Source organism: Micromonospora sp. NPDC051924, assembly GCF_055586005.1.
Window position 1 is genome coordinate 180,882 of sequence record NZ_JBVJJA010000004.1, and the last position, 17,489, is coordinate 198,370.

17 protein-coding genes and 1 riboswitch are annotated in these 17,489 nt (G+C 74.2%); of the genes, 8 read left to right on the forward strand and 9 right to left on the reverse strand.

All coding sequences use genetic code 11. The features are described from left to right. Positions 1-16: 16 nt before the first annotated feature. Positions 17-973, forward strand: coding sequence for a helix-turn-helix transcriptional regulator (locus tag ACZ6S5_RS04630; RefSeq protein ID WP_465997707.1), 957 nt, complete (start codon positions 17-19; stop codon positions 971-973). 118 nt (positions 974-1,091) lie between these two features. Here the strand turns inward: ACZ6S5_RS04630 and ACZ6S5_RS04635 are convergent, their stop codons facing one another. Continuing rightward, positions 1,092-1,919 (reverse strand): NUDIX hydrolase, encoded by an 828-nt coding sequence (locus ACZ6S5_RS04635; RefSeq protein ID WP_465997709.1) that lies wholly within the window; start codon positions 1,917-1,919, stop codon positions 1,092-1,094. A gap of 137 nt (positions 1,920-2,056) precedes the next feature. On the opposite strand from ACZ6S5_RS04635, the gene ACZ6S5_RS04640 reads away from it, so the two are divergent. Beyond that, positions 2,057-3,025, forward strand: coding sequence for a Gfo/Idh/MocA family protein (locus ACZ6S5_RS04640; RefSeq protein WP_465997711.1), 969 nt, complete (start codon positions 2,057-2,059; stop codon positions 3,023-3,025). 40 nt (positions 3,026-3,065) lie between these two features. On the opposite strand, the gene ACZ6S5_RS04645 is transcribed toward ACZ6S5_RS04640, so the two are convergent. The 3 genes from ACZ6S5_RS04645 to ACZ6S5_RS04655 form a co-directional block, all read right to left on the reverse strand. Next, on the reverse strand, positions 3,066-4,070 hold the full coding sequence (locus ACZ6S5_RS04645) for an inorganic phosphate transporter (protein ID WP_465997713.1): 1,005 nt from the start codon (positions 4,068-4,070) through the stop codon (positions 3,066-3,068). Positions 4,071-4,074: 4 nt separating this feature from the next. Further along, positions 4,075-4,701 carry a DUF47 domain-containing protein gene (locus ACZ6S5_RS04650; RefSeq protein ID WP_465997715.1) on the reverse strand — a complete coding sequence of 209 codons (627 nt, stop codon included), beginning with the start codon at positions 4,699-4,701 and terminating at the stop codon, positions 4,075-4,077. Between the two features lie 131 nt (positions 4,702-4,832). After that, a complete protein-coding gene (locus ACZ6S5_RS04655) occupies positions 4,833-5,810 on the reverse strand; it encodes a PPK2 family polyphosphate kinase (RefSeq protein ID WP_465997717.1) in 978 nt (325 codons plus the stop codon). A 349-nt stretch (positions 5,811-6,159) separates the two neighbouring features. On the opposite strand from ACZ6S5_RS04655, the gene sigJ reads away from it, so the two are divergent. Continuing rightward, positions 6,160-7,116 (forward strand): RNA polymerase sigma factor SigJ, encoded by a 957-nt coding sequence (gene sigJ, locus ACZ6S5_RS04660; protein WP_465997851.1) that lies wholly within the window; start codon positions 6,160-6,162, stop codon positions 7,114-7,116. Between the two features lie 7 nt (positions 7,117-7,123). Here the strand turns inward: sigJ and ACZ6S5_RS04665 are convergent, their stop codons facing one another. Continuing rightward, on the reverse strand, positions 7,124-7,630 hold the full coding sequence (locus ACZ6S5_RS04665) for a DUF402 domain-containing protein (protein ID WP_465997719.1): 507 nt from the start codon (positions 7,628-7,630) through the stop codon (positions 7,124-7,126). Between the two features lie 124 nt (positions 7,631-7,754). Between ACZ6S5_RS04665 and ACZ6S5_RS04670 the strand changes: the two genes are divergently transcribed. Beyond that, positions 7,755-9,896 (forward strand): ATP-dependent DNA helicase, encoded by a 2,142-nt coding sequence (locus ACZ6S5_RS04670; protein ID WP_465997721.1) that lies wholly within the window; start codon positions 7,755-7,757, stop codon positions 9,894-9,896. 99 nt (positions 9,897-9,995) lie between these two features. On the opposite strand, the gene ACZ6S5_RS04675 is transcribed toward ACZ6S5_RS04670, so the two are convergent. Continuing rightward, entirely contained in the window at positions 9,996-11,360 is a 1,365-nt protein-coding gene (locus tag ACZ6S5_RS04675; RefSeq protein WP_465997723.1) for an AI-2E family transporter, read from the reverse strand. Positions 11,361-11,448: 88 nt separating this feature from the next. Here ACZ6S5_RS04675 and ACZ6S5_RS04680 point away from each other — a divergent pair, with 88 nt between their 5' ends. Together ACZ6S5_RS04680 and ACZ6S5_RS04685 are read left to right on the forward strand one after the other, a co-directional pair. Continuing rightward, positions 11,449-11,796 carry a GroES family chaperonin gene (locus tag ACZ6S5_RS04680; RefSeq protein ID WP_465997725.1) on the forward strand — a complete coding sequence of 116 codons (348 nt, stop codon included), beginning with the start codon at positions 11,449-11,451 and terminating at the stop codon, positions 11,794-11,796. Positions 11,797-11,877: 81 nt separating this feature from the next. After that, a complete protein-coding gene (locus ACZ6S5_RS04685; protein WP_465997727.1) occupies positions 11,878-12,045 on the forward strand; it encodes a hypothetical protein in 168 nt (55 codons plus the stop codon). A 15-nt stretch (positions 12,046-12,060) separates the two neighbouring features. On the opposite strand, the gene ACZ6S5_RS04690 is transcribed toward ACZ6S5_RS04685, so the two are convergent. After that, positions 12,061-13,548 carry a PrsW family intramembrane metalloprotease gene (locus tag ACZ6S5_RS04690; protein ID WP_465997729.1) on the reverse strand — a complete coding sequence of 496 codons (1,488 nt, stop codon included), beginning with the start codon at positions 13,546-13,548 and terminating at the stop codon, positions 12,061-12,063. A 23-nt stretch (positions 13,549-13,571) separates the two neighbouring features. Further along, positions 13,572-13,692: riboswitch (SAM riboswitch) on the forward strand. A 50-nt stretch (positions 13,693-13,742) separates the two neighbouring features. Between ACZ6S5_RS04690 and ACZ6S5_RS04695 the strand changes: the two genes are divergently transcribed. Further along, positions 13,743-15,014, forward strand: coding sequence for an aminotransferase class V-fold PLP-dependent enzyme (locus tag ACZ6S5_RS04695; RefSeq protein WP_465997731.1), 1,272 nt, complete (start codon positions 13,743-13,745; stop codon positions 15,012-15,014). A 115-nt stretch (positions 15,015-15,129) separates the two neighbouring features. Here ACZ6S5_RS04695 and ACZ6S5_RS04700 read toward each other — a convergent pair whose 3' ends face one another. After that, positions 15,130-16,398 (reverse strand): FUSC family protein, encoded by a 1,269-nt coding sequence (locus tag ACZ6S5_RS04700; protein ID WP_465997733.1) that lies wholly within the window; start codon positions 16,396-16,398, stop codon positions 15,130-15,132. Between the two features lie 68 nt (positions 16,399-16,466). On the opposite strand from ACZ6S5_RS04700, the gene ACZ6S5_RS04705 reads away from it, so the two are divergent. Beyond that, a complete protein-coding gene (locus ACZ6S5_RS04705) occupies positions 16,467-17,105 on the forward strand; it encodes an HD domain-containing protein (protein ID WP_465997735.1) in 639 nt (212 codons plus the stop codon). A 27-nt stretch (positions 17,106-17,132) separates the two neighbouring features. Here ACZ6S5_RS04705 and ACZ6S5_RS04710 read toward each other — a convergent pair whose 3' ends face one another. After that, the gene (locus ACZ6S5_RS04710) at positions 17,133-17,435 is read right to left on the reverse strand and encodes a DUF4031 domain-containing protein (protein WP_465997737.1); all 303 of its coding nucleotides are present in this window, start codon (positions 17,433-17,435) and stop codon (positions 17,133-17,135) included. Between the last annotated feature and the right edge of the window lie 54 nt (positions 17,436-17,489).

Sequence of the window (17,489 nt, forward strand, 5' to 3'; positions counted from 1 at the left end):
GGGCAGAATTCGGGGAATGTTGGAGACCTCGGCGCGGCTGCTGCGCCTGCTGTCGCTGTTGCAGACCCCCCGCGAGTGGACCGGCACCGAGCTGGCCGACCGGCTCTCGGTGAGCACCCGGACCGTCCGCAACGACGTGGAGCGGCTCCGCGCCCTCGGCTATCCGGTGCACGGCACCCGGGGCGCGATCGGCGGCTACCGGCTCGGCGCGGGCGCCAGCCTGCCCCCGCTGCTCCTCGACGACGAGGAGGCCGTGGCGGTGGCGGTCGGGCTGCGCACCGCTGCCGGTGGCGGCGTCGCCGGCATCGAGGAGACCTCGCTCCGCGCGCTCGCCAAGCTGGAACAGGTGCTCCCGCACCGGCTGCGCCGCCGGGTCACCGCGCTGCACACCCACACCGTCCGGGTGCCGCACGACCAGCCGGGCCCGACCGTGGACGCGGAGACGCTCAGCATGCTCGGCGCAGCCTGCCGCGACCGGGAACGGCTGCGCTTCGACTACGTCCGGCACGACGGTACTGCGGACCGGCGGGAGGTCGAGCCGTACCGGCTGGTCAGCTGGGGGCGCCGCTGGTACCTGGTGGCCTTCGACCCGGCACGGGACGACTGGCGCACCTTCCGGGTGGACCGGATCAGCCCGCGTACCCCGACCGGCCCCCGCTTCGCGCCGCGCGAGCTGCCCGAGGACGTGGTGGACCGGGTCCGGCGCGGGGTCTCGTCGGCCGCCTGGCGGCACCGGGCCAGGATCCGCATGCACGGCCCGGCCGAGGTGGTGGCCGAGCGGATCACCCCGGCGGTCGGGACCGTCGAGCCGCTGGACGCGGAGACCTGCCTCCTGCACACCGGCGCCGACCGGCTGGAGACCATCGCGGTCTGGGTGGGCCTCCTCGACCTGGACTTCACCGTCGAGGACCCGCCCGAGCTGGCCGAGGCCCTCCGCACCCTCGCCGCCCGCTACCTCCGCGCCACCGGCTGACCCGCGCCGTCCCGGCCCCCGGCGATGATCGACTTGTTGTGCGGCAAGTCGGGGCATCCGGGCGGCTGGACACCCCGGTTCGCCGCAAGACAAGCGGCCGCCCCGCGGGAGGGCGGGATCAGCGCAGGTGGAAGCGGGCCTCCCCGTCGGCGGACAGCTCGAGACGCGGAGTGACCGGGCTGGCGGCGTCCCGGGTCGCCGCGGCGCGGGCCACGCCGGCCAGGTCGCCGGCGGCGACGATCTCGGCCAGGTTCACCAGCGTGGGTGGAAGCATGGTCAGCTCGCCGGCCTCCGCCCGGGCCAGGGCGTCCGCCGGGCGGATCCAGAGCGTGTGGTCGGCCTCCCCGGAGACGTGCCGGGTCCGCTGCCCCTCCGGCAGCAGCGCCACGAAGAAGTACGTGTCGAAGCGGCGCGGCTCGAACTCGGGGGTGATCCACCGGCTCCACGGCAGCAGCAGGTCGGACCGGAGAGTGAGCCCGCGGCCGGCCAGCAGATCGGCGAAGCCGGTACGGCGGGCCTCCAGGTCCTGCCGGGCGGTCTCCCAGTCGTCGCCGCTCACGTCGCCCACCACGGTCGCCGCGTCCGGGCCGGCCAGCAGCACCCCGGCCTCCTCGAAGACCTCCCGGGCGGCGGCGCAGACCACCGCCTGGGCGGCGTCCGGGGCCAGACCGAGGCGCTCGCCCCACGCGGCCGGCTCAGGGCCGCCCCAGCCCAGGTGCGCCTGCGAGTCGGAGGGGTCCACCCCGCCGCCGGGGAAGGCGTACATCCCGCCGAAGGCCATCGCGGCGACCCGGCGGATCAGGTACACCTCGAAGTCGGCGCCGGACGGGCGGAGCAGCAGCACGGTGGCGGCGACCCGGGGCACGGCCGGGACGCTGCCCTCGGCGCGGAACCGGCGGGCGTGCTCCACCAGGGCGGGGGGTGCGGCGAAGCCGTCGTTGGTCATGCCGGCAGCCTAGGGCCTACTCCACGGGGCCGCCCGAGCGAGCCGAGGCCCCGGCGGAGCCGCACGACGCGAGCCCTGCTTCCCGACGGGTGGATCATCCGCCCGGCCGCCGGGTGGCAGGGGATAGCGTGCCCGGCATGACGCGTTGGGGAATTCTGGCCACCGGACACATCGCCGGCCGTTTCGCCGAGGACCTGCGCCTGGTGCCGGGGGCCGAGCTGGTCGCGGTCGGCTCGCGGACCCGGGAGAGCGCCGAGCTGTTCGCCGCCCGGCACGACGTGCCTCGGGCGTACGCCTCATGGGCGGAACTGGCCGCGGACCCGGACCTCGACGTCATCTACGTGGCCACCCCGCACGCCGCGCACCACGAGGCGACCATGACCTGCCTGGCCGGCGACAAGGCCGTGCTGGTGGAGAAGCCGTGCACCCTCGACCTGGCCACCACCACCGAGCTGGTCGAGACCGCCCGCCGCCGTGGCCTCTTCCTCATGGAGGCCATGTGGATGCGGACCAACCCGCTGATCCTGCAGGTGCTGGAGCTGATCCGGGACGGCGCGATCGGCGAGGTGACCCACGTACGGGCGGACTTCGGCGCCGCCGGACCGTTCCCGCCCGAGCACCGGATGCGGGCCCGGATGCTGGGCGGCGGCGCGCTGCTCGACCTGGGCGTCTATCCGGTCAGCCTGGCCCACCTGCTGCTCGGGGTGCCGCAGCACGTGCAGGCCTGGGCGCAACTGAGCCCCGAGGGCGTGGACGAGAACACCGGTCTGGTGTTCGGCTGGGACTCGGGCGCGGTGGCCACGCTGAGCTGCGGGATGGTCGGCGCCACCGCGATCACCGCGGCGATCACCGGCACCACCGGCCGGATCGACCTGCCCGAGCCGTTCTACCGGCCCGGCGCGGCGGTGCTGCACCGGCTCGGTGCCGAGCCGGAGACCATCCCGGCGGACTCCACCGGCGGCGGCTACCAGTACGAGGCGATCGAGGTGCAGCGCTGCCTGGCCGCCGGGCTGACCGAGAGTCCGCTGGTGCCGCACTCCACCACCCTCGAGGTGATGGCGTTGCTCGACGACATCAAGGCCCGGATCGGCGTCTCCTACGACTGAGGGCCTCCTGCCGACGGCAGGAGGCCCCCGGGCGTCATCCTCAGAACAGCGGGCGGACCAGCAGGTACGCCAGGCAGGCGATGGCCGCCGCCGCCGGGAAGGTGATGATCCAGGCGATCACGATGTTGCCGGCCACGTTCCAGCGGACCGCGGAGAGCCGCTTGGTCGCACCCACACCCATGATCGCCGAGGTGATCGTGTGCGTGGTGGAGATCGGGGCCTTCAGCACCAGGGCGTTGAAGTAGAGCACCGCGCTGGCCACCGTCTCGGCCGCGAAGCCCTCCGGCGGGCCCAGGTCGATGATCTTCCGACCGAGGGTACGGATGATCCGCCAGCCGCCCGCGTAGGTGCCGGCCGCCAGCATCGCCGCCGAGGTCCAGAACACCCACTGCGGGATGTGCGTCTTGTCGTGCTGATAGCCGCCCGTGTAGAGGGCCAGCACGATGATGCCCATGGTCTTGGCGGCATCCTGCATGCCGTGACCGACCGACATGGCGGCGGCGGAGAGGGTCTGGGCCCAGCGGAAGCCCCGGTTCAGCTTGCCCGGCTGCCCCTTCCGGAACAGCCAGAGGATCGCCAGCATCACCAGGAAGCCGAGGATCAGGCCGACCACCGGCGAGAGCACCATCGGGATGATGACCTTGTCGATGATGTTGCCCCACTGCACGACGCCGTCGGCGGCGAAGAGGGTCGCCCCGACCAGGCCGCCGAAGAGGGCGTGCGAGGAGGACGACGGCAGGCCGAAGTACCAGGTGATCAGGTTCCAGGCGATCGCACCGAGCACGCCGGCGAAGACCACGCCGAGGCTGGCCACCCCGGTGGGCAGGGTGACCAGGCCGTCACCGACCGTCTTGGCCACCCCGGCGCCGAAGTGCGCGCCGACGAAGTTGCCGACGGCGGCCAGCGCGAGGGCGACCCGGGGGGTCAGCGCCCGGGTGGAGACGCTGGTGGCGATCGCGTTGGCCGCGTCATGGAAGCCGTTCGTGTAGTCGAACGCCATGGCGGCCACGATCACCGCCAGCACGGCGATGAGTTCGGGACTCACGGGATCAGGACTCCTTGACCGCGATGGTCTCGACGGTGTTCGCCACGTGCTCAAAGGCGTCGCAGGCGGCCTCCAACTCGTCGGCCACCTCCTTCATCTTCAGCACCGTGAGCGCGTCGTACTCACCGGAGAAGAGCCGGACCAGCAGCATCCGGTACGCCTGGTCACCGTCGTTCTCGAGGCGGTTGCACTCGATCCAGTAGGGCTCGAGGTTCTTCATCGAGCGCAGCTGGGGCATGGCGTCGGCGGTCAGCTTGGCCTGCTGGTCGAGGACGTTCACCAGCTCGTGCATCTCCCGGGGCAGGGACGGCAGCTTGGTGAGGCCGTACAGGTAGAGCAGGTTGCCGACCGCCTCCAGGTGGTCCATCACGTCGTCGAGCAGGGAGCCCAGACGGTAGATGTCCTCCCGGTCGAACGGGGTGATGAAGGTGGAGTTGATCTTCTTGTACAGGTCGTGGGTGATCTGGTCGCTGTCGTGCTCGACCTCGGTGAGCCGTTCGCTCACCGACTGGACCTCGACCCCCGGCAGAGCCAGCTCGTTGAGCAGCTCGGTTCCCTTCACCAGGTTCTGCGCGGCCCTGGTGAAGAGCTCGTAGAAGGCGCCCTCGGTGGGACGGAAGGAAAACTTCACAGCACGGACCTCGTCGTGTCGGTGGAAGGGTGGCCGTCGCCCCGAAGGGCGTCTGCTCTGGGCATGCTAGGTACCCCACGGAACCGGGCAACCGCCGGCCCACCCCTGGTCAGGCCCGATTCACCGCTCGTTCACCCGCCGTTCACCTTCGCCCTCTCGCCCTCGGTCCGCAACCGGTGGCGCTCGCGCTCGATGTCGAAATCGGCAGGCGGATACCCCAGATCAAGGGTGTCGAACGTCTCCCGGAGCAGGTGGGCCACCGCCCAGTCCCGGTACCACTTGCGGTCCGCCGGCACCACGAACCAGGGCGCGGCGTCCGTGCCGCACCGGGCCAGGGCATCGGCGTACGCGGCCTGGTAGTCGTCCCAGCGGGCCCGGGTGTCCAGATCGCTGGGGTTGTACTTCCAGTACCTGGTCGGGTCGGTGAGCCGCTCCATCAGCCGCTCGCCCTGCTCGGCGTACGAGATGTGCAGCATCACCTTCACCAGGGTGACCGAGTTCTGGGTCAGCTCCCGCTCGAAGTCGTTGATCAGGTCGTACCGGGCCCGCCAGGTGGGCTCGTCGACCAACGACTCGACCCGGGCGACCAGCACGTCCTCGTAGTGCGAGCGGTTGAAGATCCCCACGTACCCGGGCGGCGGCAGGGCCCGCCGGATCCGCCACAGGAAATCGTGCCGCCGCTCCTCCTCCGTGGGCGGGCCGAACGAGCGGATGTGCAGCCCCAGCGGGTTCATCGCGCCGGCCACCCGCTTGATCGTGCCGTCCTTGCCACCGCAGTCCATCGCCTGGAGCACCAGCAGCACCCGGCGCGGGCGGCCACCGTCCAGGTGGGCGTCGGCCTGGCTGGGCGCGCTGGCCGGGGCCGCCGGCCCGGCGGCGCCCTTCGCGGCCGCGTACAGCATCTCCTGCTGCCGGCCGAGCTCCGCGCCGAGCAGCTCCACCTGCGTCCGCGCCCACTCCTTGCGGCCCTTCCCGCCCCCGGCCGCCGCCGGCAGGCCCGGGGTCGACCGGGGATCGACCGCCGCCAGGCCCACCGCGTCCGGGGCCGCCCGCAACAGCTCCCGCATCGACCCGCCCGCCGGCCGCACGACCTCGTCCACACCGCTCATGCCCCGATCCTCACCCACCCCGCCCACCCCCGCCTCCCGAGCGCCCCCTCCCTCGCCCCCTCGCTCGCCCTCTCCCTCGCCTCGGTCAGGGGGCCACTTTCACGGAAAGAGTGGCCTTGGCGGCTCGTGAGGCAACTCTTTCCGTGGATATGCGCGGATCTTGGAGCGAGGCGGCGAGGCGGCGAGGCGCGCGGGAGGCGGAGGACGGGAGGCGGGAGGGACGGGAGGCGAGAGAGACGGGAGGCGGGGGCGGGAGGGGGGGCGGGAGGGGGGCGTATCGCGTTGTGGGGGGCGGCGGGACGTCCCGTGGGACGGGGAGAATGTGGGCGTGGGGAGAGAGCGGGGGGTCGTGGGCGATCTGGCGGCGGAGTTCGAGGCGGAGCGAGGGCGCCTGCTGGCGGTCGCGTACCGGATGCTGGGCAGCCGGAGCGAGGCCGAGGACGCGGTGCAGGAAACCTGGCTGCGGTACGCGGGCGCGCTCGCCGATCCGGCCGCCCGCGCCCAGGTGCAGCAGCTCCGCGCCTGGCTCACCACCACCTGCTCGCGGATCTGCCTCGACGTGCTCCGCTCCGCCCGGGTCCGCCGGGAGGCGTACCCGGGCCAGTGGCTGCCGGAGCCGGTGGTGCGCGACGTGCCGACGGCGGACGGGTTCGCGCCCGACCCGGCCGAGCGGGCGGTCCGGGCCGATCAGCTCGGCACCGCGCTGCTGGTGGTGCTGGAGCGGCTGAGCCCGGAGCAGCGGGTGGCGTTCGTCCTGCACGACGTCTTCGCCGTGCCGTTCGTCACGGTCGCCGAGGTGCTGGGCACCACACCGGCCGCGGCCCGGCAGCTCGCCTCGCGCGGCCGGCGGGCGGTCACCGCCCCCGACGCGCCCCGGCACACCGCCGACCTGGCCGAGCAGCGGCGGGTGCTGGCCGCCTTCACCGCCGCCGTGGAGTCCGGCGAGCTGGACCGGCTGGTGAAGGTGCTCGCTCCGGACGTGGTGCTGATCGGCGACGGCGGCGGGCACCTGCCGGCGGGCCGCCGGCCGATTCTCGGCGCCGACACCGTGGGCCGCTTCATCCTCGGCATCTACCGCCAGGTCGGCCGGTACGGTGACCGGCTGCGGGCCCGGCCGGTGCTGGTCGACGGCGCCCTCGGCTGGCAGTTGGAGACGCCTTACCGGGAGGACCAGACGCTGCGCATGGTCAGCGCGTACGCGGTGCACGAGGGGCGGATCACCGGCGTGTTCCACCAGCTCAACCCGGAGAAACTGACCCGCCTGCCGGAGCTCGGGCCGGACGACGTCTGGCCGCTGCGGTGGTGAGGCCGGCTCAGACCACCAGGGCCAGCCACTTCCGGTACGACGTGGCGAACGGCTCGGTGCCGTCGCCGAGCGCGCCGAACAGCCAGCGGGCCGCCGCCTCGGCCTCGGCCACCACCTCGTCGGGGTAGCCCCAGCGCGCCCGATGCTCGGCGAACTCGTCCTCGTCCCGCAGCTCGACCACGCCGGTCTCCCGGCGGCGCACCACGTCGAGGTCGAGGTCGACCAGGTGGACCGTCTCCTCCCCCTCCCACCGGGCCGGGGTGGCGATGTCGCAGTAGACCTCGCTGGTCCGGGGCGGCGGGTTGAACATGCCGGTCCACCAGCCGTGCCGGGGCACCAGCAGGACGAACGGGATCTGCTCGACCGAGGGCCGGCCATGGTAGACCGACTCCGTGCCGGCCGGCACGCCGAGCCACACACCGAGGTCGTCCTCGGCGAGCCGGCGGGCCGGGTAGTCGCGGTGCGCGCTGCCGTCGTACTTGCGGTAGATCACGCGGACCACGTCGCTCGGCATGACTGGCACCCTAACCGATTCCGGCCACGCGACGCGATCGGCAGGTAACCGGACGCGACCTGCCAACCACGCCACGCGGTGGCGGCACGCGGGCGGTGTCGGGGCGGGCGGGTACGGTCGCACGGTGACCCCGTCTCGCACCGCCACCGGTTCCGCCGTGCCCAAAAAGCGTCGGGGCGCCCGGCCCAGCGGAGGCGAGCTGCTGGCCGCGGCGGTCGGCGCGGTCCCCGGCGGCGCGGCCCGGCCGGGCCAGCAGCAGATGGCCGAGGCGATCGAGCGGAGCGTCACGTCCGGCGAGCACCTGCTGGTGCAGGCCGGCACGGGCACCGGCAAGTCGCTGGCGTACCTGGCACCGGCGCTGACCGTGGACGGGCCGGTGGTGGTCTCCACCGCGACCCTGGCGCTGCAGTCCCAGCTGGTCGACCACGACCTGCCCCGGCTGGCCGACGCCGTGGAGCCGCTGCTCCGTCGCCGCCCCACCTTCGCGGTGCTGAAAGGGCGGCACCACTACCTCTGCCTGGCCCGGCTGGACAGCTCGACCGAGGAGGAGCCGGACGACACCCTCTTCGACGCCCCTCGGCCCGGCGGCGGCACCAAGTGGCTCGGCGAGGCGGGCCGGCTGGGCAAGCAGATGCAGCGGCTGCGCGACTGGGCGGAGGAGACCGCCACCGGCGACCGGGACGAGCTGGACCCGGGCGTCGACGACCAGATCTGGCGGACCGTCTCGATGCCGGCGCGGGAGTGCGTGGGCGCGACCCGCTGCCCGTTCGGGCAGGAGTGCTTCGCGGAGGCCTCGCGGGCCCGGGCCCGTGAGGCGGACATCGTGGTCACCAACCACAGCCTGCTCGCCGTCGACATGCTCGCCGGCCGGCACATCGTGCCGCCGCACAAGCTGCTCATCGTCGACGAGGCGCACGAGCTGGCCGACCGGGTCTCCTCGGCGGCGCAGGCCGAGCTGGTCCCCGAGCTGATCGACCGGTCCGCCCGCCGGGCCCGGCCGCTGCTCCGGCCGGAGGTCGCCGAACGGCTCACCGAGGCGGGTGACGCCCTGGCGGTGGGGCTGGCCGAGGCGCCGGCCGGGCGGCTCACCGCCGGCCTGCCGCCCGCGCTGCGCGAGGCGTGCACCCTGCTCGACGCGGCGACCCGGGCCGCGCTGGAGGCGATCGGCGAGGTCAAGGCGGACGACCCGGACCCGGTCCGCAAGCAGCAGGCCAAGGCGGTGCTGGACGAGCTCTCCACCACCGCCCAGCGCCTGCTGGAGGAGGCCGACCACGACGTGGCCTGGGTGGAGAAGCCGGAGAACGGCAGCCGCCGGGCGCTGGTGGTCGCGCCGCTCTCGGTCGCCGGCACCCTCGCCACCCACCTGTACGACGAGCGCACCGTGGTCGCCACCTCGGCCACCCTGGCGCTGGGCGGCCGCTTCGACACGGTGGCCCGGGCGCTGGGGCTGGAGGCGCCACCGCCCGCCCCGCCGTCCCCGGCCGCCGCCGCGCTGGCCACCGCGGCCGCCGCCGGCCGCGCCACCACCCCCGCCCCGGTGGCCAGCACCGAGGGCAGCCGGGCCGCGGTCGGCACGGTCCCGGCCACCGAGGGGCCGGGCTGGCGGTCGCTCGACGTCGGCTCGCCCTTCGACTACGCCCGGCAGGGCATCCTGTACGTCGCCGCGCAGCTGCCCCGCCCCAGCGTCTCGGGGCTGCCCGCGGCGGCCGGCGAGGAGCTGCTGGGGCTGGTGGAGGCGCTCGGTGGGCGTACCCTCGGACTCTTCTCCTCGCGCCGGGCCGCGCAGCAGGCGGCGGAGCTGCTCCGCGCGCGGACCGACCTGCCGGTGCTGCTTCAGGGCGAGGAGGCGCTGCCGCTGCTGGTCCGCCGCTTCCGGGAGGAGCGGGAGAGCTGCCTGTTCGGCGTGATGTCGCTCTGGCAGGGGGTGGACGTGCCAGGTGACGCCTGCCAACTCGTGGTGATCGACCGGCTGCCCTTCCCCCGGCCGGACGAGCCCCTCGCGGCGGCCCGGGCGGCGGCGGTGGACGCCGGCGGTGGCTCCGGGTTCGCCGCGGTCAGCGTGCCGATCGCGGCGGTCCGGTTGGCCCAGGGTGTCGGCCGGCTGATCCGGGCCACCGGTGACCGGGGCGTGGTGGCGGTACTCGACTCCCGGCTGGAGACCGCCCGCGGGTACGGGCCGTTCCTGCGGCGCTCGCTGCCGCCGTTCTGGTACACCACCCGTCCCGACGTTGCTCGGGGCGCCCTGGAACGCCTCGCCAAGACCTGAACCGCCCGACCCGGCGTGGCCCGGCCGGCGGCAAAGCCCGGGATGCGGCGAAACGCGACGGGCCCGGCGCGGAGCCGGGCCCGGTCGGTGGTACGGCGGTCAGGGCGCCTGGGCGGCGACCACCACGGCGTCCGGCGGGGTGTCCGGCACGGTACGCGCGGCGAGCCGGCGGACGGCGGTGTTGAGCACCGCGATCAGCGGCACCGCGACCAGCGCGCCGGCGATCCCGGCGAGCACCACCCCGGCGGCGATGCCGATGATCACGGCGAGCGGGTGGATGGCCACCGCCCGCCCCATGATCAGCGGTTGGAGCACGTGCCCCTCGACCTGCTGCACCCCGATCACCGCGCCCAGGATGATCAACGCGGTCACCGGCCCGCTGTCGACCAGCGCCACCAGCACCGCCACCACGCCCGAGAGGGCCGCCCCGACGATCGGGATGAACGCGCCCAGGAAGACCAGCGCGGCCAGCGGGAAGGCGAACGGGACGTGGAAGATGACCAGGAAGATCCCGATGCCGACCGCGTCGATGAAGGCGACCAGCACGGTGGCCCGGACGTATGCGCCGAGCGTCGCCCAGGAGGCGCGGCCCGCGTCGTCCACCTTCCAGCGGGCGGCCACCGGCAGCAGCCGGACCAGGAAGCGCCAGATCTTGTTGCCGTCCCGGAGGAAGAAGAAGGTCGCGAAGAGCACCAGGACGGTGCCGGTGAGCACTTCGGCCAGGGTCGCCGCGGTGGAGAGGGCACCGCTGGTGAACTTCGAGGTGTTGCCGTTGATCCAGCCCTGGGCCTCGTCGATGTAGCGGTTGAGCTGGCTGTCGGACAGGTGCAGTGGGCCGGTCTTGAGCCAGTTCTGGATCTGCCGGACGCCCTGCGAAGTCTTCTCGCTCAGCTCCGGCACGCCCTGGATGAACTCGTTCACCACCAGCGTCAGGGTGGCGATCACCGCCGCCAGGCCGCCGACCAGCACCACCCCGGTGGCCAGCGACCGGGGGAGGCGGGCCCTGAGCAGCCAGCCGACCGCCGGGGCGAGCAGCGCGGAGAGCAGCAGCGCCACCGTCAGCGGGATGATCACGATACGGATGGTGCCGATGATGTTGAGCAGCGCCCAGGCCACGACGCCGACCACGATGAGCCGCCAGGACCAGGCCGCGGCGATCCGCAGCGCGTGCGGCACCTCCGTGTCGTCCCGGCTGGACGTCGTGGCGTGCAGCGCGGCCGGCGGTTCCGCGCCGACCACGGTCGCCGCCGCCGGGGCCGCCGGGCCCGGCGAGGACGGTGAGGCCACGCCCGACTCCTCCGGCGCGTCGTCCGGGTCGACCCGGCCGGCCCGCGCCGACTCCCGGCCCGACTCGTACGCGCGGCGGAGCCGTCCGCGCAGCGCCTCGAAGCGGCTCAAGCGCACCTCCCGCAAACTTGGCCCGCCCACGTCACAGGGGGGACAGGATACGTCTGTCCGCCCCACCCTAGGGCGGCTCCGCCACACATTGCCCCTCCCCCGTCGCACCCAACCACCGGAGGATCGACCGTGGCGCACGCGGTAGCGTCTTCGCGTGACCGCCGACCAGAACCTCGACACCGGCGTGCCGATCCGTCTGCTGCACGACCGCGTGCTGGTGCGTACGGAGAACGGCGAGGGTGAGCGCCGATCCACCGCCGGCATCGTGATCCCCGCGACCGCGGCGGTGGGCAAGCGGTTGGCCTGGGCCACCGCGGTGGGCGTGGGCCCGCACGTGCGCTCCATCGTCGCCGGCGACCGGGTGCTCTTCGACCCCGACGACCGTTCCGAGGTCGAACTGCACGGCCGGGCGTACGTGCTGCTGCGCGAGCGGGACGTGCACGCCGTCGCCGCCGAGCGGGTGGATCGCGAGTCGACCGGCTCGACCGGCCTCTACCTCTAGAACCCCCCGCCCGCCCCCGGGCGCCGTTTGCACCGCTGTCCGGCGGGAAGCCCAGGCACCTCAGCGCCCTGGGGAGGGACCATGCCGGTACTCGTGAAGAAGATACTGACCTGGGGATTCGTCATATTCCTGATCTACTTCATGGCGTTCCGGCCGGACGGTGCCGCGCAGCTCTTCAAGGGGATCGGGGCAGCCCTGATGGCGATCTTCCAAGGCTTCGGCGACTTCCTCACCGGCCTGATGAGCTGACCCCGGCGGGGGCCGTCAGGCGCCGGGGGGCCAGGGGGCGGCCGGGCGCGGGCCGTACCAGCCGGGCGGGCCGTAGCCGGTGGGATAGGCCGGGGGCGGGGGTGGCGCGAGCACCACCGGGATCGGCACCACCGGCTCGTCCGGCGCCTCGACCGGCCGCTGCGACCCGTCCGGGAACCGCAGGTGGTAGCGCTGCCCGTCCCAGACCCCGACCGGCGCCTGCGGGTCCCGCCCCACGAAGAACGACCGGTATGCGGCGATCGCGTCCAGCAACTCCCGTTCCTCCCGGACCGTCCGTTCCCGCTCGGCCGGCTTGCGGTCCAGTCCCCGGCGCATGCCGTCGCGCAGCAGCGCCAGCCGGGTGGCCGCGAACTGGTAGCCGCGCATCGCCTTCACCCCGCCGTCGCCGGCCACCCGCCGCGCCCAGGTACGCGCGGCGTGCCGCCGCCCCAGGCTGCCCAGCGCGGCCACCTCCGGCGGGGTGAGCCAGCCGGCCCGGACGTAGTCCGGCAGGGTCCGCTCGGTGAGCCGCCCCTCCCACGCGCGCAGCCAGATCGCCAGCCCCACCATGCCGAAGAAGATCGGCACCATCACGCCGATGTAGCCGTACAGGGCGATCAGCGGCTGGCCGGTGGCGGCGGCGAGCGAGGGCAGCAGGTTCCAGGTGCCGTGCAGCATCATCGCGAGCAGCAGGCCGGCGATCGGGGCGAGGACGCGTACCCGCCGGTCGGCGGTGCGGGCGGCGACCCCGAGGCCCACCCCGGTCATCGAGGTGAACAGCGGGTGGGCGAAGCCGAAGAGCAGGATCCGGACGATGAAGATGGCGATCACCTGCTGGGCGCCGGTCGCCGGGCCGTACTCCTCGACGCCGGTGCGGTAGCCGTACCCGCCCAGGTAGAGGATGTTCTCCACCATGGCGAAGCCGATGGCGGAGAGCCCACAGTAGACCAGCGCGTCGGTGATCCCGGAAAACTCCCGGCGCCGGAAGATCAGCAGCAGGATCGGCCCGGCCGCCTTGGTCAGCTCCTCGATGAACGGCGCGACCAGCACGGCGGTCAGCGCGGTGGGCAGGCCCGCGTTCTTGAACACCCCGGCGAAGAACTCGTTGACGTTGATCGCGATCGACGTCGAGACGAACGCGCCCCAGGCGAAGCAGAAGATCAGATACTTCAGCGGCTCCGGCTCGTACCGGTCCAGCCAGAGGAAGCAGGAGACCAGCACCGGCACCGGCAGGATCGCCGCGATCACGCCGACCAGCAGGGCCTGCGCGCCCAGGCTCTCGCCGAGGGTGAAGACCATGAACACCGCGCCGGCCGCGATCAGCAGCACCACCCCGGCGAGCGCCAGGATCCGTCCCCAGGCGCGCCGGCGCGGCGGCATCCGGGGCGTCGACGACACCGGCGGCGGGGCGGCGGGCGCGGTCGGCGGCGGCAGGGCTCCGCCGGGCGGGGTGTCGGCCATGCGGTCAGCGTAGTCATCCCCGGCCCTCTTCTCCGGCCGCATTCCGCCCGCTATGCTCCGGGGCAGGTCACGAGTGCCAGCGTCAAGCCCCGGCTTGCTGGCCGGCAACCCTCGTCGAGTTCGCGGTGGGGTGCCCCGGGTGATGACCGGGCCCAGCCCGAACCGCGTGCTGGGCAAGCGCGGACCCCGTCCCGGTGCCCATACCCCGGGGTCCCCTGGACCCGGGAGGCTCCGGCATGACCATCACCCTCGTACCCTCGCTGCCCACGCTGTCCACCCCGCCGGCGCCGACCCGGCCGGATCCGCTCGGCGTGCTCGGCGTACCAGGGGAGATCAACCTGGACCACGCCGCCAGCGCGCCGTGCGCGCGGGCCGCGGCCGACGCGGTGGCCGAGCTGCTGCCCTGGTACGCGAGCGTGCACCGCGGCGCCGGGGCGCTCTCCCGGCGGTGCACCCTGGCCTACGAGCGGGCCCGGCAGACGGTCGGCGACTTCGTCGGCGCCCGCCCCGAGGATCACGTGATCTTCACCCGGAACACCACCGACGCGGTCAACCTGCTGGCCCGGGCGCTCCCCGCCGGCACCACCGTGGTCACCTTCGCCGGCGAGCACCACGCCAACCTGCTGCCCTGGCCGCGCGGCTCGGTCCGGCTGCCGGTGCCGACCACCCCCGCCGGGGCGGTACGCGCGCTCGCCGCCGCCCTCGGCGAGCTGTCCCGCGACGCCCGGCCGGGCCTGCCGGTGCTGGTCGCGGTGACCGGGGCGAGCAACGTGACCGGGGAGCGCTGGCCGGTGGCCGAGCTGGCCCGGGTCGCCCGGCGGTACGGCGCCCGCATCCTGGTGGACGCCGCCCAGCTCGCCCCGCACGCCCCGGTGGACCTGGCCGCGCTGGACGTGGACTACCTGGCGCTCTCCGGCCACAAGCTGTACGCCCCGTTCGGCGCGGGCGTGCTCGTCGGGCGGGGCGACTGGCTGGACGCGGCCCCGCCGTACCTGGCCGGCGGCGGGGCCACCAGCCACGTCGGCGCGGCCACCCACGAGGTGCGCTGGGCGACCGGGCCGGCCCGGCACGAGGCCGGCACCCCGAACCTGCTCGGCGCGGTGGCGCTGGCGGCGGTCTGCGCCGCGCTCGCCGACGCGGACCGGGACGCCCTGCACGCCCGGGAGCAGGCGCTGCTGGCCCGGCTGCGGGACGGAATGGCCACCCTGCCGCACGTGGTGGAGCTGCGCACCTTCGATCCGGACGCGCCCCGGGTGGGCATCGTCTCCTTCGTGGTCGCCGGGCGGGACTCCGCCGACGTCGCCGCCCACCTGGCCCGGGTGCACCGGATCGGGGTGCGGGACGGGCTGTTCTGCGCCCATCCCCTGGCCCGGCGGCTGCTGTCCGAGGCGGCCGCCCGCACCGAACGGACCGACCTGCCCCCCACCGCGCTACGCGCCAGCCTCGGCCTCGGCACCACCGAAGCCGACGTCGACGCCCTCCTCTCCGCCCTGGCCACCCTCCCCTGACCCGCACCCCACCCACCCCCTTCAAGATCCGCGCTGATTCAGGGAAAGAGTGGCCATGAGGCGCTGAATGGGCATCCTTTCCGGGAATCAGCGCCCACGCGGACCGACGGGGAAGTCAGCCGACGGGGGGTGCGGTGGGGGGTTTGGGGGCGGGGCTCTGCTCGGTGGTCTCGCCGGTGCGCTCCTCCTTTTCGCCGAACGCCTGCCGGATCAGCCGGTTCGCCTCCTCCTGGTCGATGCCGGAGGCCACCATCAGGTCGCTGGCGGTGGTACGCACCTGGGCGATCACCACGCTGCCGGAGAAGCCCACGCCCTCGGCGTACGCCCGACCGGCCTCGCTGACCGCGCGCAGTGACCGCTCCCGGGCCTTCTCCGGTTCCTCCCCGGCGGCGAACTCGTGCCGGAGCAGACGCACCGACTCGGCGAGGTGCGCGATGGAGTCGGGCATCGGTTCCGGGATCTGCTCCTCGTCCTCGATCATGGTGACCGAGCGGCGGATCAGCGTGCCGCTGTTGCGCATCGCCCGGTCGATCGGCTCGGCCGCCTCCGCGTAGTGGGTCAGCTCGCTGCGCCGGTGCCAGCGGGCCGGCGAGATGGTGATGGTCTCCTTGGCGCCCTCGATCGCCTCGGAGAGCGCCGCCAACTCCTCCTTGTTCTCCCGGAGCCGGTACAGCGCCTGCTGCGCCGCGTTCCGGTCCCGTCTTCGCAGCGCCTCCGCGCACACGTCGAGCTGGACGGCGAGCAGGTCCAACGCCGGCCGGGCGGCCCGGTTGATCACCCGGAGCGGGTTGAGCGGCAGCAGGATCGCGGTCACCACCAGCGCGATGCCACCGCCGATGAACGCGTCGACGAAGCGCGGGAACTCCAGGTTCTGGGTGGACGGGCTGAGCGTCACGATCAGCACCGCGGTGGCCGCCGCCTGGATCACGATGGCCACGCTGGCCCCGGCGAAGATGGTGAGCAGGATCGCCGAGGTCACCACCAGGCCGAGCTGCCAGGCGCCGGTGCCGAGGAGGTAGATCAGGGCATCGCCGACCGCGACCCCGACCGCGACCCCGATGATCAGCTCGACGGTCCGGCGGAACCGCTGACCGACGGAGGCCGCCAGGGTGCCGACCGCGGAGATCGGCGCGAACACCGGTTGCGGGTTGCCGAGTAGGCGGTGGGAGACCAGGTAGGCCAGCCCGGCGGCCAGGCCGGCCTGCACGGCCAGCCCGGCGGCGGTACGCACCCGGTGCAACCGGTCGTGCAGGGTGGCCTTGCTGCGGTTCCGCAGCTCGTCCATCGCCTCGGCGATGCGCGGCCCGTCCAGGTCGACCAGCCCTTCCCGGAGCGGGGTACGGCGCAGGAACGGAAATCGTCGTCGCTCCCGGGCCTCGGCCATGGCCGGGACTACCCGCCCCGCACCCGGTGAATCCTCGCGTTTCCACCTGGTGCGGCAGACTGCACCCGGTGGAGAAGCTGATCGAGCGCTGGCGGGACGCGGCCCGCGCGGCGGGCGCGTCCGACCCGGCCGGTGTCGAGCACGCCGGCGCCCGGTTGCTCGCCGCCTGGCGGGAGCCGCACCGGCACTACCACGGCGTGGCGCACCTGCGGGCGGTGCTGGACGTGGCCGACGCGTACGCCGGGTCGGCCCGCCGCCCGGACCTGGTCCGGCTGGCGGCCTGGTGTCACGACGCGGTCTACGACCCCCGGGCCGGCGGAGACGCCAACGAGCGGGCGAGCGCGGAGCTGGCCGGCCACCTGCTCGCCGAGGCCGGGCTGCCGGCGGCGGCGGTGACCGAGGTACGCCGGCTGGTGCTGCTCACCGCCGGGCACGCGGTGCCGCCCGAGGACCCGGACGGCGCCCTGCTCTGCGACGCCGACCTGGCGATCCTGGCCGCCCCGCCCGCCGCCTACGACCGCTACGCCGCCGCCGTCCGCCGCGAGTACGCCCACGTCCCCGACCGGGCCTTCCGCGCCGGCCGCGCGACGGTGCTGGAAGCCCTGCTGGCCCTCCCCACCCTCTACCGCCTCCCCGAGACACACGCCCGCTGGGAGACCCCCGCCCGCGCCAACCTCACCCGCGAACTCGCCACCCTGCGCACCTGACCGCCCCACGCCAGCCGAGGAGACAGATCACGCGGGTTGGTCAGCCATGCGTGGCGACGGGACCGGCGGGCGGTGGAGGTGTTTGGGACGGCGGAGGCCGGACGTGTGGAGGAGGCGGACGAGCTCGCGGGAGGGGACGACCCGGGCGCCGAGCCACACGGCCATCGGGAAGCGCTCGGCCGGCAGGTCGTAGTGGTCGCGGTCGAAGGCCCGGCGGGGCGCGCCCAGCGCCTCGGCGAAGGCGTGCAGCTCGGCGTACGACACGTCGCTGACCAGGTGCGACCAGAGCCGACCCCGCGAGGGCACCGCGGGCCGGTCGACGTACAACATGGCGACCAACGGTACGCCCGGTTGATGATCACGCCGACCCGACCTAGCCTTCCC